The organism is Pseudomonas sp. PB106, from assembly GCF_009764645.1.
Taxonomy (GTDB): Bacteria; Pseudomonadota; Gammaproteobacteria; order Pseudomonadales; family Pseudomonadaceae; genus Aquipseudomonas.
The window spans coordinates 1-22446 of sequence record NZ_RWIM01000108.1 but is presented as its reverse complement, the minus strand read 5'-3'; the positions used below and the strand labels follow the sequence as shown (position 1 = coordinate 22446).

At 60.4% G+C, this 22446-nt stretch carries 16 protein-coding genes and 1 pseudogene; 16 read left to right on the top strand and 1 reads right to left on the bottom strand.

What is annotated here, in order from left to right; genetic code table 11:
- Positions 1-178: 178 nt before the first annotated feature.
- The 8 genes and pseudogenes from EJA71_RS14075 to EJA71_RS14045 all read left to right on the top strand — a co-directional run bounded on the left by EJA71_RS14075 (position 179) and on the right by EJA71_RS14045 (position 9693).
- Positions 179-706: an RNA polymerase sigma factor gene (locus tag EJA71_RS14075; RefSeq protein WP_158957763.1), complete on the top strand. Its 528-nt coding sequence runs from the start codon at positions 179-181 to the stop codon at positions 704-706.
- Positions 707-807: 101 nt separating this feature from the next.
- Entirely contained in the window at positions 808-1773 is a 966-nt protein-coding gene (locus EJA71_RS14070; protein WP_158957761.1) for a FecR domain-containing protein, read from the top strand.
- Positions 1774-1895: 122 nt separating this feature from the next.
- A complete protein-coding gene (locus EJA71_RS14065) occupies positions 1896-4481 on the top strand; it encodes a TonB-dependent receptor (protein WP_158957759.1) in 2586 nt (861 codons plus the stop codon).
- A gap of 113 nt (positions 4482-4594) precedes the next feature.
- The gene (locus EJA71_RS14060) at positions 4595-5203 is read left to right on the top strand and encodes a biliverdin-producing heme oxygenase (RefSeq protein ID WP_158957757.1); all 609 of its coding nucleotides are present in this window, start codon (positions 4595-4597) and stop codon (positions 5201-5203) included.
- A gap of 165 nt (positions 5204-5368) precedes the next feature.
- Complete coding sequence (locus EJA71_RS14055) at positions 5369-5764, top strand: YbaN family protein (protein ID WP_158957754.1); 396 nt, start codon at positions 5369-5371, stop codon at positions 5762-5764.
- Positions 5765-5939: 175 nt separating this feature from the next.
- Positions 5940-7235: pseudogene (locus tag EJA71_RS27830) on the top strand (cache domain-containing protein); the annotation flags it as partial.
- 150 nt (positions 7236-7385) lie between these two features.
- Positions 7386-8141, top strand: a complete 756-nt coding sequence (locus tag EJA71_RS27825; protein WP_371919311.1) for a methyl-accepting chemotaxis protein — start codon at positions 7386-7388, stop codon at positions 8139-8141.
- Between the two features lie 205 nt (positions 8142-8346).
- Complete coding sequence (locus tag EJA71_RS14045) at positions 8347-9693, top strand: CoA transferase (protein WP_158957750.1); 1347 nt, start codon at positions 8347-8349, stop codon at positions 9691-9693.
- Between the two features lie 102 nt (positions 9694-9795).
- Here the strand turns inward: EJA71_RS14045 and arcD (EJA71_RS14040) are convergent, their stop codons facing one another.
- On the bottom strand, positions 9796-11223 hold the full coding sequence (gene arcD, locus EJA71_RS14040) for an arginine-ornithine antiporter (protein WP_158957747.1): 1428 nt from the start codon (positions 11221-11223) through the stop codon (positions 9796-9798).
- A gap of 437 nt (positions 11224-11660) precedes the next feature.
- Between arcD (EJA71_RS14040) and arcD (EJA71_RS14035) the strand changes: the two genes are divergently transcribed.
- The 8 genes from arcD (EJA71_RS14035) (at position 11661) to gcvP (ending at position 22338) form a co-directional block, all read left to right on the top strand.
- On the top strand, positions 11661-13088 hold the full coding sequence (gene arcD / locus EJA71_RS14035) for an arginine-ornithine antiporter (RefSeq protein ID WP_158957745.1): 1428 nt from the start codon (positions 11661-11663) through the stop codon (positions 13086-13088).
- A gap of 31 nt (positions 13089-13119) precedes the next feature.
- Positions 13120-14376: an arginine deiminase gene (gene arcA, locus EJA71_RS14030; protein WP_158957743.1), complete on the top strand. Its 1257-nt coding sequence runs from the start codon at positions 13120-13122 to the stop codon at positions 14374-14376.
- 69 nt (positions 14377-14445) lie between these two features.
- Positions 14446-15456, top strand: a complete 1011-nt coding sequence (locus EJA71_RS14025) for an ornithine carbamoyltransferase (protein ID WP_158957741.1) — start codon at positions 14446-14448, stop codon at positions 15454-15456.
- Between the two features lie 141 nt (positions 15457-15597).
- On the top strand, positions 15598-16527 hold the full coding sequence (gene arcC, locus EJA71_RS14020) for a carbamate kinase (RefSeq protein ID WP_053123056.1): 930 nt from the start codon (positions 15598-15600) through the stop codon (positions 16525-16527).
- A gap of 62 nt (positions 16528-16589) precedes the next feature.
- Positions 16590-16952, top strand: a complete 363-nt coding sequence (locus tag EJA71_RS14015) for a DUF5064 family protein (protein WP_122853998.1) — start codon at positions 16590-16592, stop codon at positions 16950-16952.
- 196 nt (positions 16953-17148) lie between these two features.
- On the top strand, positions 17149-18657 hold the full coding sequence (locus EJA71_RS14010; protein WP_158957739.1) for a sigma-54-dependent transcriptional regulator: 1509 nt from the start codon (positions 17149-17151) through the stop codon (positions 18655-18657).
- A gap of 433 nt (positions 18658-19090) precedes the next feature.
- Positions 19091-19474 (top strand): glycine cleavage system protein GcvH, encoded by a 384-nt coding sequence (gene gcvH, locus EJA71_RS14005; RefSeq protein WP_158957736.1) that lies wholly within the window; start codon positions 19091-19093, stop codon positions 19472-19474.
- A gap of 11 nt (positions 19475-19485) precedes the next feature.
- The gene (gene gcvP, locus EJA71_RS14000) at positions 19486-22338 is read left to right on the top strand and encodes an aminomethyl-transferring glycine dehydrogenase (RefSeq protein ID WP_158957734.1); all 2853 of its coding nucleotides are present in this window, start codon (positions 19486-19488) and stop codon (positions 22336-22338) included.
- Positions 22339-22446: the final 108 nt, after the last annotated feature.

The window sequence follows — 22446 nt, the reverse complement described above, 5'->3', positions numbered from 1 at the left end:
TGCCGCAGGCTGCGATCTTTTGATCTTGTTGTAAAACCAACATCAAAAGATCGCAGCCTTCGGCAGCTCCTACGATTTGATCCGCGCAAACCCTTTACCCTTCTTTGACAAATCAGGGCTTGACCATTCGACTAGATGATAAGCATTATCATTCGCTCGAAATGGATCAGGTTCCCCCGTGAGTCAATCGCGCTTCAATCACGTCTTCCTCACCCAGCGCACCTCGCTGCTGCGTACGCTGGAACGGATGGTCAACAATCACAGCACCGCTGAAGACCTGCTGCAGGAGACCTACCTGCGCGTGACGCGGGCGTTGAGCGAGCGGGCCATCGATCACCTCGAACCTTTTGTCTTCCAGACCGCGCGCAATCTGGCGCTCGATCATTTGCGCGCGCGCAAGATCCACTCGCGAACCATGGTCGACGACGTGCCGCAGGATGTCGTGCACAGTGTCGCCGCCCCTGCCAGCAGCGCCGAAGACGCCGCCCACGCCGAACAGATGCTGGAGCGCCTGAACGTGAGTCTCAGGCAACTCAGCCCGCGTCAGCAGCAGATCTTTATCCTCAGCCGTCTGCACGGCAACAGCTACCAGGAAATCGCGGACGAGCTGAACGTTTCCCTGAGCACCGTGCAGAAAGAATTGAAGCTGATCATGAGCATTTGCATCGGTGTCGCCGAACGACACGACAGCAGCGGCAAGCTGTAAGCTTCAAGCTCCAAGTAAAAACGAAAAGCAGTACACGCATCTGGCTTGCAGCTTGCAGCTTGACGCTAGAAACTGCTTCGCCAGAAGCCCGAGGAAACACCGTGACGGACACCCACCGCTCGCCTTCGCCGGATTCGGTGCAGGACGCTGCAAACGCAATGGACCAGGCACTGGACTGGCTCATCGTGCTCGGCAGCCCGGACGAGGAGCAGACCCGGCAATTTCACGCCTGGCTGGCGGCCGATCCGTTGAATGCCGAGGCGTTTGCCAAGGCGCAAGCGATCTGGGACGGCCCGCAAATCGCCCTGTGTGCGCAAGCCCTGGCGGCGAAACCGGCGAAAGTCACTGTCCTCAAGCGCCTGCGCCCGCACTGGAAACCGCTGGCGACCGCAGCCGTGCTGATCCTCGGCCTGTTCAGTTTCAGCAACCTGCCAATGCGCATTCAGGCCGATCACCTGACCGTGGTCGGCGAACGCCAGCGCCTGCAACTGGCGGACGGCTCGAAAGTCCTGCTCAACACCAATTCGGCCTTCTCCAGCACGATCAACGATCAGCAGCGCGTTGCCCGGTTGTTTCAGGGCGAAGCGTTTTTCGAAATTGCCAGTGGTCGCAGTCAGCCACTGGAAATCGATGCCGGCCCGGTCACCGCGAGCGTGCGCGATACCGCGTTTGCCGTGCGTTATCTCGATGGCGTGGCGCAGGTCAATGTGCAGCGCGGCGATGTCGACCTGCGTGCCACGCACAACGACGCACACGTGCGCCTGACTGCCGGAGAAAGTATCCGCATCGGCCCGAACGGCTTCGACCGCCCGGCCAAACTCGACGCCAACACCGACCTCGCCTGGGTGCAAGGTCGTCTGGTGTTCGAAAACTGCCCGCTCGACAAGGTGCTGGCCGAACTGCGCCGCTACTATCCGGGCTGGATCATCAACACCAATGAACAACTGGCCGACATTGCCGTGACGGGCAATTACCGTCTCGATCAGCCGCTCGACGTGGTTCGTTCCCTCGCGCACATCACCTCGGCGCAACTGAAAGAATTTCCGGCGCTGGTGATTCTGAACTAAATGAGAATTATTTTTACTCGATAGCCGACGTTAGTACGTCTCGTTATAGCCAATGCAATTGATTCGCATCACGCGAAGTCAATCAGCACCTATAAAGATTCGTGCGACACGGAGCGCTATCGATGTCCTCTCGCCTTACCCGCCAGACTGCTTCCCCTTCCCGCGTATTGTCGCTGCTGACCGCGGCCATCCTCATGGCCGGCACCGCGCCGTTGATGGCTGCCACCGAGCCGCCGGCGCGCAACATGGGTGATTATTCGTTCGCCATCGCTCAGCAGCCGCTGGTGTCAGCCCTCAATGCCTTCACCGCAGTGACCGGCTGGCAGGTCGGCTTGCCGGCAGAACTGGCGCAGAACGTATCGTCGCCGGGTGTGCGCGGCTCGCTGCCGCCGGAAAAAGCCCTCGAGCGGCTGTTGGTGGGGACCAACCTGAGCTTCCGCAAAATCAGCAACAACAACGTCGTGCTGGAAAAGCGCAACGCCAGCGGCACGCTCAATCTGGATCAGGTGACCATCAGCGCCACCCGTCAGGAACAGTCGGTCAATAGCGTGCCAGCGACCGTCACCGTACAGACCCGGCAGGATCTGGACCGCAACAACGTCAACACCATCAAGGATCTGGTGCGCTACGAGCCGGGCGTGTCCGTCGGCGGTGCCGGCACCCGTGGCGGCATCAGCGGCTACAACATTCGTGGTATCGACGGCGACCGCATCCTGACCCAAGTCGACGGTGTAGAAGTGCCGGACGGTTTCTTCAACGGCCCGTACGCCAAGACCCAGCGCAATTACGTTGACCCGGAAATCATCAAGCGCGTGGAAATTCTCCGTGGCCCGGCCTCGGTGCTGTACGGCAGCAACGCCATCGGCGGCGCCGTCAGCTATTACACCCTCGATGCGGATGACATCATCAAGCCCGGCAAAGACGTCGGCGCACGCCTGAAAAGCGGTTACAGCTCCGCCGACGAGAGCTGGCTGAAATCCGCCACCGTCGCCGGTCGTGCTGACCAGTTCGACGGGTTGCTGCACTACAGCCAGCGCGACGGCCACGAGACCGATTCCTACGGCAGCAACAACGGCACGGGTCTGGAACGCACCGCCGCCAACCCGGAAGACGTCAATGCCTACAACGTGCTGGCCAAGGTCGGCTGGAACTACAACGACGATTCGCGCCTTGGCCTGACTTACGAAAAGTACAAGGATGATCGCGATACCGATCAGAAAAGTGCCTACGGCGGCCCGTACTTCGCCGGCGCCCCAACGATTCCCAACAGCGTACTGCCCGGCGGCATGTACCAGTGGCGCACCGGCAACGACACCATCACCCGTGAGCGTTTCGGCCTCGAACACTCGTTCGCCCTCGACAGCCTGCTGGTCGATAACGTGAAGTGGAGCCTCAACCACCAGATCGCCAAGACCGACCAGAGCACCGAAGAGTTCTACTACCCGATCACTCGTAAAGTGCTGCGTACTCGCGACACGATTTACGAAGAAAAGCAGTGGGTGTTCGACGCGCAACTGGACAAGGCGTTTGCCCTCGGCGACACCGATCACGTGCTGACCTACGGCACCACCCTCAAGCAACAGAAAGTCACCGGTTCGCGCAGCGGCGACGGCAAGTGCCTGGCGGTCGGTCGCGGCTGCACGGCCATTGGTGCGACGAGTGCCGCTGACGTACTGAAAAAGGCCACGGACTTCCCGGATCCGACCATCAACACCTACAGCGTGTTCGCCCAGGATCAGATCAGCTGGAACAACTGGACCTTCCTGCCGGGCCTGCGCTACGACTACACCCAGCTCAAGCCGCACATCACTCAGGAATTCCTCAACACCGTCGCCGCCGATGGCCAAGGCACCGTCAGCGACGAGAACAAGACCTGGCATAAAGTCTCGCCAAAATTCGGCCTGACCTACGCCCTGACCGAGAACTACACCTGGTACGGTCAGTACGCCGAAGGCTTCCGCACCCCGACCGCGAAAGCCCTGTACGGCCGCTTCGAAAACACCACCACCGGCTACAACGTCGCGCCTAATCCGGATCTGGAACCGGAAAAAAGCAAAAGTTATGAGACCGGTCTGCGCGGCAACTTCGAGCAAGGCTCGTTCGACGTGGCGGTGTTCTATAACAAGTACCGCGACTTCATCAACGAAGACGCCGTTACCCCTGGCTACGACGAGCTGACCTTCCAGTCGAGCAACATCAAGCACGCCACCATCAAGGGTGCGGAAGTCAAAGGTCGTCTGAATCTGGATGCGTTCGGCGCGCCGCAAGGCCTCTACACCCAGGGCTCGATCGCCTACGCCTACGGCCGCAACAACGACACCGGCGAGCCGATCAACAGCGTCAATCCGCTGACCGGCGTGTTCGGTCTGGGTTACGACCAGGACAACTACGGCGGCCTGCTGAGCTGGACCGTGGTGAAGAAAAAGGATCGCGTCGACGACAGCAACTTCAAGTCGCCGGATGGCGTCAGCAGCCAGTTCAAAACCCCGGGCTTCGGCATTCTTGATCTGGCCGGCTATTACAAAGTCACCGACGACGTCACCGTCAGCGGCGGCATCTACAACCTGACCGACAAGAAATACTGGCTGTGGGATGACGTGCGCGGTTACGACAGCGTCGGCGAGGCGTCGGTGACGCAACCGGCCAACCTTGATCGCCTGACCCAACCGGGCCGCAACTTCGCGATCAACCTGATCTGGGACATCTGATCCAACCGACCTTGCGGCGCGTGTTCATCCACCGCGCCGTGAGGTTTTTTTACGCTTGCACGTCTTCTTGTTCGTCTCGTTAGCAAGCGCCTCTCTTTATCAAGGATTTCCCCATGACCGCTCAAGACACCGAACAACGCCCTGCCCTGCGTTCGCAACGCTTGAACCAGATCACCCATGAGCCGCACAGCAAACTCGATGCGCTGGTGAAGGCGCACGCGCCGTTCGAGACCCGCGCCAACTTCGCCCGTTTCGTCGTCGCGCAATACCTGTTCCAGTCGGAACTGGTCGATCTGTACAACGATGCCGAACTGACCGCCATCGTCGCGGATCTGCCGGCACGCTGCCGCGCCGAAGCGGCCAAGGCTGACCTGGCGGATCTCGACACCGAAGTGCCGACGCCGGTCGCAGGCGCGGTGCAAAATCCGAGCAAGGCCCGCGCACTGGGCTGGATCTTTGTTTCCGAAGGTTCGAAGCTTGGCGCGGCGTTCCTGATCAAACGCGCCGTGGCGCTGGAGCTGAGCGAAACCTTCGGCGCCCGTCACCTCGGTGAGCCAGAAGGTGGCCGCGCTGAAGGCTGGAAGTGCTTCGTGCGCACTCTTGATTCGCTGAAGTTCAGCGCTGAAGAAGAAGCTGAAGTCGAGCAAGGCGCGATCGACGCGTTCAACCGCTTCACCGTGTTGCTGGAACAGGCTTACGCCACAGAAGCCGAATTGGCCTGATTCCCGACACACTACAAACCCTGTGGGAGCTGGCTTGCCAGCGATGGCGGTATGTCAGTCAACTTTGTAGGCACTGATCGACCGCTATCGCTGGCAAGCCAGCTCCCACAGTGATCTGCGTAAGTCTGTAAGATTCCCATCTCGCCTCACAGCAATCCCGAGCCCATGCCGCAACCAGCCTCCTCGAAAATCGCCCGCGTGCTGTTCGGCCTGCTGGCCTATGTCAGCCTCGGCATCGGCCTGATCGCCATCGTCGTGCCCGGCCTGCCGACCACCGAGTTCATCCTCCTCGCCGCCTGGGCCGCCACGCGCAGCTCGCCGCGCCTGAGTGCCTGGCTGGAAAACCATCGGCTGTTCGGGCCGATCCTCAGTAATTGGCGCAATGGCAAGATCATCGCGCGCAAGGCCAAGGTCAGCGCCACGTTGAGCATGTTGCTCTGCGCAACGCTGATGCTGGTGATGCTCGATCACGGCTGGCCGATCTATCTGGCGATTGCCGGGATGAGTCTGGGTAACCTATGGATCTGGTCGCGCCCCGAATCCCTTTCAAAACCTGTTTGATCAACTGCGAAAAGTTTGCCGATGGCCGGTCATGCACCGTTCACAGCATTGAAACATCACTGTAATTTTCCCCTTTTTCAGCACTTTCCCCTGCGCAAACGTTTAGCGCTGACCGTCCGTCGGCAGCCGCCTCATGCGCTTTCGATCCACGCCGATGAGCATGGAATGGCGCTGAATGGATTTGGCCGGGTACTTCATGCCCGCATGCCACCCGTTTATTCATTCGCGAGATCGCCCCATGTTCGACTCTCTTTCCATTCGCCTGAAAATCGTCCTGCTCTCCGGCCTGTGCCTGCTCGGTGTGGTCGCGCTGATCGTCGGCATGAACATCTACCAGACCAATCAGAACGACGAACTGGTCAGCACCTCCAGCAACCAGTTGCTCACGGCCAGTGTGCAAAACCTGCTGCAGGCCAAAGCCGCCGAACAAGCGGTGCGGGTGCAGAAGACCTTCGGCGAAAGCCTGACGGTGATCACTGCCGTAGCGGATCAGATCAAGGACATGCGGGTGATGGCCGCCAAGCGTTCGCTGGACGCCGGTGTCTTGCGCGAAGAGTTGAACCTGAGCCTGAAAACCGCGTTCGAGCGTAACGACAAAGTGCTCGGCATCTGGCTCGCTTTCGAACCGAACGGCCTCGACGGCAAGGACAGCGAATTCGCCAACGACGCCGCCCGCCAGTCCAACGAAGCCGGTCGTTTCGCCACCTACTGGAGCCGTGCGGCCGGTGCTTCGCTGAACACGATCATGGTCGAAGAAGACCTGACCAAGACCACCCTCAGCGTCAGCGGCACGCCGTACAACAGTTGGTACACCTGCCCTCGCGACAACAAGCGTACCTGCCTGCTCGACCCGTATGCCGACACGGTCGGTGGCAAGGAAATGCTCATGACGACCATTTCCGTGCCGCTGATGGTCGACGGCAAAGCCATCGGCGTGGTCGGCATCGACATCGCCCTCGACGCCCTGCAAGCGGCCGCTGTCGAGTCGCAACGCAATCTGTTCAACAACGCCGGGCACATGTTGATCGTCTCCGGCAGCGGCGTGCTCGGTGCCGACAGTTCGGAGGCGGCCAAGGTCGGCAAAAAGATCAGCGACACCCTCGGCGCCGATGGCCAGGATGTGCTGCAACTGCTCGCCTCCGGCACCCCGAAGATTCTCGAACAGGGCGATCTGATTCGTGCGGTGTACCCGGTCGACCCGATTGGCAACTCGCGTGCCTGGGGCGTGGTCATTGACCTGCCGAAACACGTGCTGCTGGCCGACTCGGTCAAGCTGCAAGCGGTGCTCGATGACGCCCAGGAAACCGGCGTGATCACCGCGCTGTTGGTGGCCGTGGTTGCGGGTCTGATCGGCCTGCTGCTGATCTGGCTCACCGCCTCGGGCGTGACCCGCCCGATCAACAGCGTCGCCGAGATGCTGAAAAACATCGCCAGCGGCGAAGGCGATCTGACTCAACGCCTGAACTACAGCAAAAAAGATGAACTGGGCGAACTGGTGAACTGGTTCAACCGCTTCCTCGACAAGCTGCAACCGACCATCGCCCAGATCAAACAGAGCATCACCGAGGCCCGTGGCACTGCTGACCAGTCTTCGGAAATCGCCCGCCAGACCAGCGAAGGCATGCAGGTGCAGTTCCGCGAAATCGACCAGGTCGCCACCGCGTCCAACGAAATGAGCGCCACCGCCCACGACGTTGCCAACAGCGCCTCGAACGCTGCCAATGCCGCCAAAGGCGCCGATCAGTCGGCCAAGGACGGCATGTCGATCATCGAGCGCAGCACCCGCGACATCAACCAACTGGCCGATGAAGTCAGCAAAGCGGTGACCGAGGTTGAAGCGCTGGCGGTGAACAGCGAGCAGATCGGCTCGGTGCTGGAAGTGATCCGCAGCATCGCCGAACAGACCAACTTGCTGGCGCTCAACGCAGCGATTGAAGCGGCGCGTGCCGGTGAGAGCGGGCGTGGATTTGCCGTGGTCGCCGACGAAGTGCGTAACCTGGCCAAACGCACTCAGGATTCGGTGGAAGAAATTCGCGTGGTGATCGAGCGCATTCAGACCGGCACCCGAGGCGTGGTCGCGACCATGCACTCGAGCCAGACCCAGGCGCACAACAACGCCGGGCAGATTCGCCAGGCCGTCGATGCGCTGGGCAAGATCAGCGACGCGGTGACGGTGATCAGCGACATGAACCTGCAGATTGCCAGTGCGGCTGAGCAGCAGAGTGCGGTGGCTGAAGAGGTCAACCGCAACGTGTCGGCGATTCGTACCGTCACCGAAACGCTGACTGAGCAAGCCACTGAATCAGCGGCGATCAGCAGCCAGCTCAATGCCCTGGCCAGTCAGCAAATGAAGTTGATGGATCAGTTCCGGGTCTGACCCCGATCCGAAATCACCACACATCACTGTGGGAGCTGGCTTGCCAGCGATGGGGGAAGATCAGTCAGTACATTGCTGACTGACACTCCGCTATCGCTGGCAAGCCAGCTCCCACAGGGTCAAGTGGCACCTCTGCAATCGGGGATTTCATCTGACCCGACATGCTTTTGCACTATCATCGCCCTCTCGCTCCGGAGGGCCTTCGATGACTGATTTACTCACGTCCATTCAAGCCGGGCTCGGCTTGCCCCATACCTCGATTCCGTTCACCGCCCATGGCGCCCTGCCCTCGGCGTTCGCCGTGACTGACCTGGCCTGCGCCAGCATGGCCGCTGCCGGTCAGGCCGTCAGCGAATTGATCCGCGAGCAAACCGGCCACCTGCCTGAGGTGCAGGTTGACCGTCGTCTGGCTTCGTTCTGGTTCTCTACTTCGCTGCGCCCCGTCGGTTGGCAAGTGCCGCCGTTGTGGGACCCGATCGCCGGCGACTACGCCACGCAGGACGGCTGGATTCGTCTGCACACCAACGCCCCACATCACCGCGCCGCTGCCGAACGTGTGCTCGGTGCCTGCGCTGACCGTGCAGCCATGGCCGCGAAAGTTGCGCGATGGACCAGCACCGATCTGGAGCAAGCGGTGGTCGAGGCCAAGGGCTGTGCCGCCGAGATGCGCAGTTGGGCGCAGTGGCAAAACCATCCGCAGGGGTTAGCGGTGAATGCCGAGCCGCTGGTGCATTTTCTCGATTCGCCGGATGAAAAGCGCCAACCGTGGCGAGGCTCAGTCGAGCGACCGCTGGCCGGTATCAAGGTGCTGGATCTGACCCGCGTGCTCGCCGGCCCCACCGCCAGCCGCTTTCTCGCCGGGCTCGGGGCTGATGTTTTGCGCATCGATCCGCCGACCTGGAACGAGCCCGGTGTGGTGCCGGAAATGACCCTCGGCAAACGCTGCGCGCGGCTGGATCTGCAAAATCCGGCGGATAGTGCAGTGTTCGAACATCTATTGAAGGACGCTGACATCCTGTTGCACGGCTACCGCGCCGATGCACTGGAACATCTTGGTTTCGGCAGCGAACGCCGCCGGCAACTGGCGCCGGGGCTGAGCGATGTGTGCCTGAACGCTTATGGCTGGAGCGGCCCATGGCAGAACCGCCGGGGTTTCGACAGCCTGGTGCAGATGAGCAGCGGCATCGCTGAGGCCGGAATGCGCTGGCAGCAGGCCGATAAACCGACGCCGTTGCCGGTGCAGGCGCTGGATCATGCGACGGGATATTTGATGGCGGCGAGTGCGATTGGACTTTTGACCGAGCGTTTGAAGACCGGTCGAGGCGGCTCTGCGCGACTGTCACTGGCGCGTACGGCGACGTTGTTGATCGAGTCTGGAGCGGGGACAACCGAAGCGCTGCGCGCCGAAGATGAACAGGATCAAAGCGTGCAGGTGGAACAGACCCCATGGGGTCCGGCGCACCGGTTGCAGCTGCCGGTGAAGATCAGCGGTACGCCGATTCAGTGGACGCTGCCGGCCACAGACTTGGGTTCACACAACCCAAATTGGTAGCGACTGTTCGGGCCTCATCGCTGGCAAGCCAGCTCCCACAGGTTAAGCGAGTACACATAACCTGTGGGAGCTGGCTTGGTGGCTGATAAACCAGCGCCAACCTCACAACGACAATATACCGCTGTACAACCCGTAAGCCGCCAGCCCCGCGCCGATGATCACGCAGGTGAAAATGCCCTTCTCCACAGCGGTGAACAACGGCTCGCCCGCCTCATGCTTGGCCTTGGCAAACAGAATCACCCCCGGCGCATACAGCAACGCCGACAGCAGCAAATATTTCACTCCGCCGGCGTACAACAACCACACCGCATAGACGAGGGCGATGCCGCCGATCAGCAGATCCTTGGTGCGTTCGGCCGAGGCGTGTTCATAAGTTTCGCCACGCCCGCTGAGCAGCACTGCATACGCCGCCGACCACAGGTACGGCACCAGAATCATCGATGAAGCCAGGTAAATCAGGCTGGTGTAAGTCCCCGCCGAGAACAGCGTGATCAGCAGGAAAATCTGGATCATCGTGTTGGTCAGCCACAACGCGTTGACCGGCACGTGATTCTTGTTTTCCTTGGTCAGGAACGCCGGCATGGTCTTGTCCTTTGCCGTGGCGAAAAGGATTTCCGCACACAGCAGCGCCCACGACAGCAACGCACCGAGCAGGGATATCGCCAGACCAATACTGATCAACAACGCACCCCACGGCCCGACAATGTGCTCGAGCACCGCCGCCAGCGACGGGTTCTGCAAGTTGGCCAGTTCCGGCTGGCTCATGATCCCCAGCGACAGCACGTTGACCAGCACCAGCAACGCCAGCACACCGATAAATCCAATCACCGTGGCGCGGCCGACGTCGCTGCGTTTCTCGGCCCGCGCCGAGTACACGCTGGCGCCTTCGATGCCGATGAACACAAACACGGTGACCAGCATCATGTTGCGCACCTGATCCATCACCCCACCGAAATTCGGATTGCTGGTGCCCCAGATGTCGCGGGTAAAGATATCAGCCTTGAACGCCACCGCCGCGAGGACGATGAACATGATCAGCGGTACGACCTTGGCCACCGTGGTCAGTTGATTGATCAGCGCCGCCTCCTTGATCCCGCGCATCACCAGAAAATGCACAGCCCACAGCAACACCGACGCACAGCCGATGGCGATCGGCGTGTTGCCTTGGCCAAAGACCGGAAAGAAGTAACCGAGGGTGCTGAACAGCAGGACGAAATAGCCGACGTTGCCCAGCCAGGCGCTGATCCAGTAACCCCACGCCGACGAGAAACCCATGTAGTCGCCAAACCCGGCCTTGGCATAGGCGTAGACACCGGAGTCCAGCTCCGGCTTGCGGTTGGCCAGGGTCTGGAACACGAACGCCAGGGTCAACATGCCGATGGCAGTAATGCCCCAACCGATCAGAATCGCCCCGGCATCGGCGCGTTCCGCCATATTTTGCGGCAGCGAAAAAATCCCCCCGCCAATCATCGAACCCACCACCAGGGCGATCAACGCACCAAGGCGCAGCTTTTGCGTCGGTTGCGACATTCAAATCTCCTTGAAAAGTGTGACGATAGTTTATTTGTAACAACTATTAACTAAACGGATAAAGGTAGATGACGTTTATCAGGTAACGCTGATTAACGCCCATTTATATATAGCGGATGACGCTAACGCCTAACACGCTAAGACAGTTTTGTGCGCTGATCCTAATAAATCAATTCTGTACTGAAAACAGAGGCGGAAAATTTGCCAAAACCTGAAAAAGAACTAGCGTGATAATTCGAAAGTAATAATAGCCATTCCCAAGAACATCACCAGAAAGCCTCTATCACGGGCATTTCAGAAGATAGCCTTATGCCTGTAGTGGTTTCCTAAGTCATTCATTAACAATGGAATGTGACCATGCACTGATCTAAGTCAGCTAACTGAGCAGACAACAGAACTACGCTGTGATCTCTTCTCTCCTGCAATGGAGTCATGCAATGTCTGAAGCTCCCGGAAAACTACGACTAGGTGCACTGGTTGCCTTGGTAGTCGGCTCGATGATCGGTGGCGGGATATTCTCTTTGCCACAAAACATGGCCGCCAGCGCCGACGTCGGTGCGGTACTCATCGGTTGGGCCATCACCGCTGTCGGCATGCTCACCCTCGCTTTTGTCTTCCAGACCCTCGCCAATCGAAAGCCTGACCTGGACGGCGGTGTCTACGCCTACGCCAAGGCCGGTTTCGGCGACTACATGGGTTTCTCGTCGGCCTGGGGTTACTGGATCAGTGCCTGGCTGGGCAACGTCGGTTACTTCGTTTTGCTGTTCAGCACCCTCGGCTATTTCTTCCCGGTGTTCGGTGAAGGCAATACTGTTGCCGCCGTAATAGGCGCGTCGGTGCTGCTGTGGGCCGTGCACTTTCTGGTGCTGCGCGGGATCAAGGAAGCGGCGTTTATTAACCTGGTGACCACGGTCGCCAAGGTTGTGCCGCTGGTGTTGTTCGTCCTGATCGCGGTTTTCGCCTTCAAACTCGACATCTTCACCGCCGACATCTGGGGCGTGAAAAACCCGGACCTGGGCAGCGTGATGAACCAGGTGCGCAACATGATGCTGGTCACCGTGTGGGTGTTCATCGGCATCGAGGGCGCGAGCATCTTCTCCGCCCGCGCCGAAAAACGCTCCGACGTCGGCAAGGCCACCGTGATCGGCTTCATCACCGTGCTGCTGTTCCTGGTGCTGGTGAACGTGCTGTCGCTGGGCATCATGACTCAGCCGGAACTGGCGAAACTGCAGAACCCGTCGATGGCCGCCGTGCTTGAGCATGTGGTCGGTCACTGGGGCGCGGTGTTGATCAGCGTCGGTCTGATCATCTCGCTGCTGGGTGCACTGCTGTCGTGGGTGCTGCTGTGTGCGGAGATCATGTTCGCCGCCGCCAAAGACCACACCATGCCGGAGTTCCTGCGCAAGGAAAACGAAAACCACGTACCGGTCAACGCCCTGTGGCTGACCAACGCGATGGTGCAGATTTTCCTGATCATCACCCTGTTCTCGGCGAGTACTTACCTGTCGCTGATCTACCTCGCCACTTCGATGATTCTGGTGCCGTACCTGTGGTCGGCGGCCTACGCGCTGCTGCTGGCGGTGCGCGGCGAAACCTACGAAGGCTTTGCTGCCGAACGGCGCAAGGATCTGATTATCGGCGGCATCGCGCTCATCTATGCGGTGTGGCTGCTGTATGCCGGCGGGGTCAAGTACTTGCTGCTTTCGGCCCTGCTCTACGCACCTGGCGCGATCCTGTTCGCCAAAGCCAAGCTGGAACTCAAACAACCGATTTTCACCCATGTCGAGAAGCTGCTTTTCGCCGCTGTGGTCATTGGCGCCCTGGTGGCTGCCTATGGTCTCTACGACGGCTTCCTGACTTTGTAACCCTTGATTTGTAATCTGGAGGATCACTGCAATGACCACGGAAAAAGTTAAGTACGGCGTACATTCCGAAGCCGGCAAACTGCGCAAAGTCATGGTTTGCTCCCCAGGTCTGGCCCATCAGCGGCTGACCCCGAACAACTGCGACGAACTGCTGTTCGATGACGTGCTCTGGGTTGCCCAGGCCAAGCGCGACCACTTCGACTTCGTCACCAAGATGCGTGAACGCGGCATCGATGTACTGGAAATGCACAACCTGCTGACCGACATCGTCGCCATCCCGGAAGCGCTGGACTGGATCCTGGAGCGCAAGGTCACCGCTGACTCAGTGGGTCTGGGCCTGATCAGCGAAGTGAAGTCCTGGCTGAAGAGCCTCGAGCCACGGCACATCGCCGAATTCCTGATTGGCGGCGTTTCCGCCGATGACCTGCCGGACAGCTTTGGTGGCAAGACCATCCAGATGTTCCGCGACTTCCTCGGCCACTCCAGCTTCATTCTGCCGCCGCTGCCGAACACCCAGTTCACCCGCGACACCACCTGCTGGATCTACGGTGGCGTGACGCTGAACCCGATGTACTGGCCTGCGCGACGTCAGGAAACGCTGCTGGCCACCGCCATCTACAAATTCCACCCACAGTTCACCAACGCCGAATTCGAAATCTGGTACGGCGACCCGGACAAGGAACACGGCAGCTCGACGCTGGAAGGTGGCGACGTCATGCCAATCGGCAACGGCGTGGTGTTGATCGGTATGGGCGAACGCTCTTCCCGTCAGGCCATCGGGCAACTGGCGCTGAACCTGTTCAAGAACAAAGCCGTGGAAAAAGTCATCGTCGCCGGCCTGCCGAAATCACGCGCGGCGATGCACCTCGACACCGTGTTCAGCTTCTGCGATCGCGACCTCGTGACGATTTTCCCTGAGGTAGTGAATCAGATCGTCGCCTTCACCCTGCGCCCTGACGAAAGCAAACAGGGCGGCATCGACATCCGCCGCGAAGAAGGCAGCTTCCTCGACACCGTGGCCAAGGCCCTCAATCTGCAAGCGCTGCGCGTGGTGGAAACCGGCGGCAACAGCTTCGCCGCTGAACGCGAGCAGTGGGACGACGGCAACAACGTGGTGGCCGTGGAACCGGGCGTGGTCATCGGCTACGACCGCAACACCTACACCAACACCCTGCTGCGCAAGGCAGGCGTGGAAGTCATCACCATCAGCGCCGGTGAACTGGGCCGAGGCCGTGGCGGCGGCCACTGCATGACCTGCCCGATCATCCGCGACCCAATCGATTACTAAACGACCATCTCCCCGGCCGCACCCACCCCGTAGCGGCCGGGCCGATTACCGAATCCAAGGAGAATCATCATGGCGTTCAACATTCACAACCGTAACCTGCTCAGCCTGGAACACCACACCCCACGTGAGCTGCGTTACCTGCTCGACCTGTCCCGCGATCTGAAACGCGCGAAATACACCGGCACCGAGCAGCAACACCTGAAGGGCAACAACATCGCCCTGATCTTCGAAAAGACCTCGACCCGTACCCGCTGCGCGTTCGAAGTGGCGGCCTATGACCAGGGCGCCAACGTCACCTACATCGATCCGAACTCTTCGCAGATCGGTCACAAGGAAAGCATGAAGGACACCGCCCGCGTGCTGGGGCGCATGTACGACGCCATCGAGTACCGTGGCTTCAAACAGGAAATCGTCGAAGAGCTGGCCAAGTTTGCCGGCGTGCCAGTGTTCAACGGTCTGACCGATGAATATCACCCGACACAAATGATCGCCGACGTGCTGACCATGCGTGAGCACGCCGACAAGCCGATCCATGAAATCAGCTACGCCTACCTCGGCGATGCGCGCAACAACATGGGCAACTCGCTGCTGCTGATCGGCGCCAAACTCGGCATGGACGTGCGCATCTGCGCGCCGAAAGCCTTGTGGCCACTGGATGATCTGGTCGAGCGCTGCAACAAGTACGCCGAAGAAAGTGGTGCGCGCATCACCCTGACCGAAGACCCGAAAGCCGCGGTCAAAGGCGTCGATTTCATTCACACCGACGTTTGGGTGTCGATGGGCGAGCCGGTTGAAGCCTGGGCCGAGCGTATCCAGCAACTGCTGCCGTACCAGGTCAACGCCGAGCTGATGAAAGCCTCCGGCAACCCGCGCACCAAGTTCATGCACTGCCTGCCGGCGTTCCACAACAGCGATACCAAAGTCGGCAAGCAAATCGCCGAACAGTATCCGCACCTGAAAAACGGCATCGAAGTGACCGACGACGTGTTCGAGTCGCCCGCCTGCATCGCCTTCGAGCAAGCGGAAAACCGCATGCACACAATCAAGGCGATCCTGGTCTCGACCCTCGCTGATCTGTAACCACTGCTTATCCATGATCGTTCCCACGCTCCCGCGTGGGAATGCATCCCGTGACGCTCTGCGTCACAGCGGACGCGGAGCGTCCGTGGCGGCATTCCCACGCAGAGCGTGGGAACGATCACTACGAAAAGGACATGCATTATGCGTATCGTCGTAGCTCTGGGCGGTAACGCCCTGCTCCGCCGTGGTGAACCGATGACCGCTGACAATCAGCGCGCCAACATCCGCATCGCCACCGAGCAAATCGCCAAAATCCATGCCGGCAACCAACTGGTCATCGCCCACGGCAATGGCCCTCAAGTCGGCCTGCTGTCGCTGCAAGCGGCGGCCTACACCTCTGTCACCCCTTACCCGCTGGACGTGCTCGGTGCCGAAACCGAAGGCATGATCGGCTACATCATCGAACAGGAACTGGGCAACCTGCTCGACTTCGAAGTGCCGTTCGCCACCCTGCTGACCCAGGTTGAAGTCGACGCCAACGACCCCGCGTTCAAGAACCCGACCAAGCCGATCGGCCCGGTCTACGACAAGGCCGAAGCAGAAAAACTCGCCGCCGAAAAAGGCTGGGCGATTGCGCCGGACGGCGATAAGTATCGTCGTGTGGTGGCCAGCCCACGACCAAAACGCATCTTCGAAATCCGTCCGATCAAGTGGCTGCTGGACAAGGGCAGCATCGTGATCTGCGCCGGTGGCGGCGGCATTCCGACCATGTATGACGAGAACCGCAACCTCAAGGGCATCGAGGCGGTGATCGACAAGGATCTGTGCTCGTCGCTGCTCGCCGAGCAACTGGAAGCCGACTTGCTGGTGATCGCCACGGACGTCAACGCGGCGTTCATCGATTACGGCAAACCCACGCAAAAAGGCATCGCCGAAGCGCACCCGGATGAACTCGAACGCCTCGGTTTCGCCGCCGGCTCCATGGGGCCGAAGGTGCAGGCAGCCTGCGAATTTGCGCGCCATACTGGCAAGGTCGCGGTGATCGGTTCGCTGGCGGACATCGAAGCCATCGTCCAGGGCACTGCCGGCACGCGCGTGACTACCGCGAAGCCGGGCATCACTTACCGATAATTAGAAACTCCGGGGGCAGGCCCGAGGTCTGCCCTTCTCCCATGCCTTGAAAGGAGAAAACCATGGCCCAGTTTGAACCCGGTCATTTGCATATCGAGCGGCACGCGCTGACTGACGATGACGTCAATTACAACGTGCATCTCGACTATGAAGTGTTCACCGATCCGCAGAAAGGCAAAGGGATCCAGTTCACCCTGCATGGCAGCATGCAAGGCAAGGACATGAAGGAAACGTTTTTCCTGCCCAAGGAAGAGGCTTACAACTTCGCCCGCGACGTGACCCGGATCGCCGAGAAGTACGGGATTCCCAAGGCGCACAGCCAGATCGGTTCGGTGCACAAGCATTACGATTTGATGTTTGAAGACATTCGGCAGAAGTTGAACATGCAATCCGGGGATCCGGTCAATCCCGAGCATTTCGAATAGTCCTCAAGATTGATCGTTCCCACGCTCTGCGTGGGAATGCCGCCACGGACGCTCCGCGTCCGCTGTGACGCAGAGCGTCACGGGATGCATTCCCACGCGGAGCATGGGAACGATCAGCGCAGGACACAGATTTCACCATTAGCCCGCCCCAAGGCATACTTGCCACCCTCCGCTCTGCAGATCACTGAACCGCCCCATGCGTATTCACGTCAGCTTCATCGACCGCGTCGGCATCACCCAGGAAGTCCTGGCTATCCTCGGTGGGCGCAACCTCAATCTGGATGCGGTGGAGATGATCCCGCCGAACGTCTACATCGATGCGCCGACCCTCAGCCCGCAAGTGCTCGAAGAACTGAAAGATGCGTTGTTTCGCGTGCTCGGCGTTGTAGCAGTGACCGTGGTCGACATCCTCCCCGGCCAGCGTCGGCACTTGCAGCTCGATGCGTTGTTGGCGGCGATGACCGACCCGGTGCTGGCCCTCGACAGCGCCGGCAAGGTGCTGCTGGCCAACCCGGCGTTGATCGCGCTGTACGGTCGCGAACCCGCGGGTGAAAGCGTCGCTGAACTGTTCAACGATCCCGGCCTGCTCGACACTTTGCTCGAACACGGCTTCCGTTTGCCGCTGCGCGAAATCACCGTCAACGGTCAGACCTTGTTGCTCGACGCCACACCGATCACCGATGCCGGCGCGCTGTTGACGCTGTATCAGCCAAACCGCATCGGCGAACAACTCTCGGCGCTGCACCACGACCATGCCGAAGGTTTCGATGCGCTGCTCGGCGAATCGCCGGCGATCCGCACCCTCAAGGCCCGCGCTCAACGCGTCGCGGCCCTCGATGCGCCGCTGTTGATTCAAGGCGAAACCGGCACCGGCAAAGAACTGGTTGCCCGCGCCTGCCATGCGATCAGTGCGCGGCACAGCGCGCCTTTTCTGGCGTTGAACTGCGCCGCGCTGCCGGAAAACCTCGCCGAGAGCGAACTGTTCGGCTACGCCCCCGGCGCCTTCACCGGTGCGGCGCGTGGCGGCAAACCGGGGCTGATGGAACTGGCCAACCAGGGCACGGTGTTTCTCGATGAAATCGGCGAGATGTCGCCGTACTTGCAGGCGAAATTGCTGCGCTTCCTGAACGACGGCAGTTTCCGCCGAGTGGGCGGTGATCGCGAGGTGAAGGTCAACGTGCGCATCCTCAGCGCGACCCACCGCGATCTGGAAAAGATGGTCGGCGAAGGCCTGTTCCGCGAAGACCTGTTCTACCGCCTCAACGTGCTCAATGTTGAAGTGCCGCCGCTGCGTGAACGCGGCCAGGACATTCTGTTGTTGGCGCGTTACTTCATGCAGCAGGCCTGCGCGCAGATACAGCGCCCGGTCTGCCGCCTCGCACCGGGGACTTATCCTGCATTGCTCGGCAACCGTTGGCCGGGCAACGTGCGGCAATTGCAGAACGTGATCTTCCGCGCGGCAGCGATTTGCGAGAGCAGCCTGGTGGATATTGGCGATCTCGACATTGCGGGCACTTCGGTCGCGCGGCAAACCGACAGCGACGTCGATAGCCTTGAACAAGCGGTCGAATCCTTCGAAAAAACGCTGCTGGAAAAACTCTACGTCAGCTACCCCTCGACCCGCCAACTGGCCAGCCGCCTGCAGACCTCGCACACCGCGATCGCCCATCGCCTGCGCAAATACGGCATTCCCAACAAACCCTGAAAACACCTCATACCCTGTGGGAGCTGGCTTGCCAGCGATGACGGCAGCACATTCGACATCAATGTTGGCTGACCCACCGCTATCGCTGGCAAGCCAGCTCCCACAGGTTTTGCAACAGTCCTTCGCTCTGCGTTAAAAACGACCTCCACCTGTACTGAAAGCGCTACAGCGGAACGATATCGCTACACACGCTTCTGATCACCGCTGTGCAAGGCTTTGATCCGGTTCAGCTTTTCTCCCCGCCCCAGGCTGTAGCGATTTCGCTACACCCACCACTGAATCCTACTCTATAAAATCACTCAACTCATTGATTTATAATCATAAATCAACCTTGGCCGCATTCTTGCTATTCATCCCCTCATAAATAAGGGCATTCCCCGCCCACGCTTTCCACCGCGTCCACCAGACGAGTCTGGCCCCCTGAGGAGTTTCCATGAGCGAGTTGCGTTTTACTGAAGATCACGAATGGCTGCGCACCGAAGCTGACGGCAGCGTTACTGTCGGCATTACCGCTTTCGCGCAGAACGCCTTGGGCGACGTGGTGTTCGTGCAACTGCCAGAGCTGCAGGCCTACGAAAAAGGCGCCGAAGCCGCCACCGTGGAATCGGTAAAAGCCGCCAGCGGCGTCTACATGCCTCTGGACGGTGACGTACTGGAAGTTAACCCGGCGCTGGAAGACAGCCCGGAACTGGTCAACGAAGATCCGCTGGGCGAAGGCTGGTTCTTCCGCTTCCAGCCAAGCGACGCCGCCGCTGTCGGCAAATTGCTCGATCAGGACGCGTACGACCGTCTGATCAAAGCCCAAGCCGAAGCCTGAGGAATACCGACATGAGCCAAATCAACCTCGGCACCGCCAACGAATTCATCGCCCGTCACATCGGCCCGCGCGCCGGTGACGAGCAAGCCATGCTCAACAGCCTCGGCTTCGATTCCCTCGAAGCTCTGAGCGCCAGCGTCATCCCGGAAAGCATCAAGGGCACCAGCGTGCTCGGCCTGGATGACGGCCTCAGCGAAGCCGATGCCCTGGCGATGATCAAATCGATCGCCGGCAAAAATCAGCTGTTCAAGACCTACATCGGCCAGGGCTACTACAACTGCCACACGCCGTCGCCGATCCTGCGCAACCTGCTGGAAAACCCAGCCTGGTACACCGCTTACACCCCCTATCAGCCAGAAATTTCCCAGGGCCGTCTCGAAGCGCTGCTGAACTTCCAGACCATGATCAGCGACCTCACCGGCCTGCCGATCGCCAACGCCTCGCTGCTCGACGAAGCCACCGCCGCTGCCGAAGCCATGACCTTCTGCAAACGCCTGAGCAAGAACAAGGGCAGCCACCAATTCTTCGCCTCGATCCACAGCCACCCGCAAACCCTCGACGTACTGCGCACCCGTGCCGAGCCACTGGGCATCGACGTAGTAGTGGGCGACGAGCGTGAACTGACCGACGTGACGCCGTTCTTCGGCGCCCTGCTGCAATACCCGGCGAGCAACGGTGATGTGTTCGACTACCGCGAACTGACCGAACGCTTCCACGCCGCCAACGCACTGGTAGCCGTGGCCGCTGACCTGCTGGCCCTGACCCTGCTGACCGCCCCAGGCGAGTTCGGCGCAGACGTCGCCATCGGTTCGGCACAACGCTTCGGCGTGCCACTGGGCTTCGGTGGCCCGCACGCGGCGTACTTCTCCACCAAAGATGCGTTCAAACGCGACATGCCGGGCCGTCTGGTCGGTGTCTCGGTTGACCGTTTCGGCAAGCCGGCACTGCGTCTGGCGATGCAGACCCGCGAGCAACACATCCGTCGCGAGAAGGCCACGTCGAACATCTGCACCGCGCAGGTGCTGTTGGCCAACATCGCCAGCATGTACGCCGTCTACCACGGCCCGAAAGGCCTGACGCAGATCGCCAACCGCGTGCATCACCTGACCGCGATTCTGGCCAAGGGTCTGACCGCGCTGGGCGCAAACGTCGAACAAGCCAACTTCTTCGACACCCTGACCGTAGCCACCGGCGCACACACCGCCGTACTGCACGACAAGGCGCACGCTGCGCAGATCAACCTGCGCGTGATCGACGCTCAGCGTCTGGGCCTGTCGGTCGACGAAACCACCACCCAGGCGGACATCGAAACCCTGTGGGGCCTGTTCGCCGACGGCAAAACTCTGCCGGACTTCGCTGCCCTCGCCGCTTCCGTGCAAAGCACCATTCCTGCGTCGCTGGTTCGCCAGTCGCCGGTCCTCAGCCACCCGGTGTTCAACCGTTATCACTCGGAAACCGAGCTGATGCGTTACCTGCGCAAACTGGCGGACAAGGATCTGGCGCTGGATCGCACCATGATCCCGCTGGGCTCGTGCACCATGAAACTCAACGCCGCCAGCGAAATGATCCCGGTGACCTGGGCTGAATTCGGTGCCCTGCACCCGTTCGCCCCGGCCGCGCAAAGTGCCGGTTACCAGCAACTGACCGACGAACTGGAAGCGATGCTCTGCGCCGCCACCGGTTACGACGCGATCTCGCTGCAACCGAACGCCGGTTCGCAGGGTGAATACGCCGGTCTGCTCGCGATCCGGGCTTATCACCAGAGCCGTGGCGATGAACGCCGCGACATCTGCCTGATCCCGTCGTCCGCCCACGGCACCAACCCGGCCACCGCCAACATGGCCGGCATGCGCGTTGTCGTGACCGCGTGCGATGCCCGTGGCAACGTCGACATCGAAGACCTGCGCGCCAAAGCCATCGAGCACCGCGAACACCTCGCTGCGCTGATGATCACTTACCCGTCGACCCATGGCGTGTTCGAAGAAGGTATCCGCGAAATCTGCGGGATCATTCATGACAACGGCGGCCAGGTGTACATCGACGGCGCCAACATGAACGCAATGGTCGGCCTCTGCGCACCGGGCAAGTTCGGCGGCGACGTCTCGCACCTGAACCTGCACAAAACCTTCTGCATTCCGCACGGCGGTGGCGGCCCGGGCGTCGGCCCGATCGGCGTCAAATCGCACCTGACCCCATTCCTGCCAGGCCACGGCCAGATGGAGCGCAAGGAAGGTGCGGTCTGCGCGGCACCGTTCGGCAGCGCAAGCATTCTGCCGATCACTTGGATGTACATTCGCATGATGGGTGGCGCCGGTCTGAAGCGCGCGTCGCAACTGGCGATCCTCAATGCCAACTACATTTCCCGTCGCCTCGAAGAGCATTACCCAGTGCTGTACACCGGCAGCAACGGCCTGGTGGCGCACGAGTGCATTCTGGATCTGCGTCCGTTGAAAGACAGCAGCGGCATCAGCGTCGATGACGTCGCCAAGCGCTTGATCGACTTCGGTTTCCACGCCCCGACCATGTCGTTCCCGGTCGCCGGCACGTTGATGATCGAGCCGACCGAAAGCGAATCCAAGGAAGAACTGGACCGCTTCTGCGACGCCATGATCCGCATCCGCGAAGAAATCCGCGCGGTGGAAAACGGCACGCTGGACAAGGACGACAACCCACTGAAGAACGCCCCGCACACTGCGGCGGAACTGGTTGGCGAGTGGACTCACCCGTACAGCCGCGAGCAGGCCGTTTACCCGGTTGCATCGTTGATCGAAGGCAAGTACTGGCCACCGGTCGGTCGCGTCGACAACGTCTTCGGTGATCGCAACCTGGTCTGCGCCTGCCCGTCGATCGAAAGCTACGCTTAAACGTGTAGGGGGAGAATTTTTCGCCCCCACCGCTTCACCTGTAGGAGCTACCGAAGGCTGCGATCTTTTGATCTTGCTGTTGAAAGATCAGGATCAAAAGATCGCAGC

Excerpts from the sequence above, each read along its gene's own strand:
- EJA71_RS14065 (WP_158957759.1), top strand. The coding sequence starts at position 1,896 with ATGTCCTCTCGCCTTACCCGCCAGACTGCTTCCCCTTCCCGCGTATTG.
- EJA71_RS14015 (WP_122853998.1), top strand. The coding sequence starts at position 16,590 with ATGGCCCAGTTTGAACCCGGTCATTTGCATATCGAGCGGCACGCGCTG.
- EJA71_RS27825 (WP_371919311.1), top strand. The coding sequence starts at position 7,386 with ATGCAGGTGCAGTTCCGCGAAATCGACCAGGTCGCCACCGCGTCCAAC.
- EJA71_RS14045 (WP_158957750.1), top strand. The coding sequence starts at position 8,347 with ATGACTGATTTACTCACGTCCATTCAAGCCGGGCTCGGCTTGCCCCAT.
- EJA71_RS14055 (WP_158957754.1), top strand. The coding sequence starts at position 5,369 with ATGCCGCAACCAGCCTCCTCGAAAATCGCCCGCGTGCTGTTCGGCCTG.
- gcvP (WP_158957734.1), top strand. The coding sequence starts at position 19,486 with ATGAGCCAAATCAACCTCGGCACCGCCAACGAATTCATCGCCCGTCAC.
- EJA71_RS14025 (WP_158957741.1), top strand. The coding sequence starts at position 14,446 with ATGGCGTTCAACATTCACAACCGTAACCTGCTCAGCCTGGAACACCAC.
- EJA71_RS14010 (WP_158957739.1), top strand. The coding sequence starts at position 17,149 with ATGCGTATTCACGTCAGCTTCATCGACCGCGTCGGCATCACCCAGGAA.
- arcD (WP_158957745.1), top strand. The coding sequence starts at position 11,661 with ATGTCTGAAGCTCCCGGAAAACTACGACTAGGTGCACTGGTTGCCTTG.
- gcvH (WP_158957736.1), top strand. The coding sequence starts at position 19,091 with ATGAGCGAGTTGCGTTTTACTGAAGATCACGAATGGCTGCGCACCGAA.
- arcA (WP_158957743.1), top strand. The coding sequence starts at position 13,120 with ATGACCACGGAAAAAGTTAAGTACGGCGTACATTCCGAAGCCGGCAAA.
- arcC (WP_053123056.1), top strand. The coding sequence starts at position 15,598 with ATGCGTATCGTCGTAGCTCTGGGCGGTAACGCCCTGCTCCGCCGTGGT.
- EJA71_RS14060 (WP_158957757.1), top strand. The coding sequence starts at position 4,595 with ATGACCGCTCAAGACACCGAACAACGCCCTGCCCTGCGTTCGCAACGC.
- arcD (WP_158957747.1), bottom strand. The coding sequence starts at position 11,223 with ATGTCGCAACCGACGCAAAAGCTGCGCCTTGGTGCGTTGATCGCCCTG.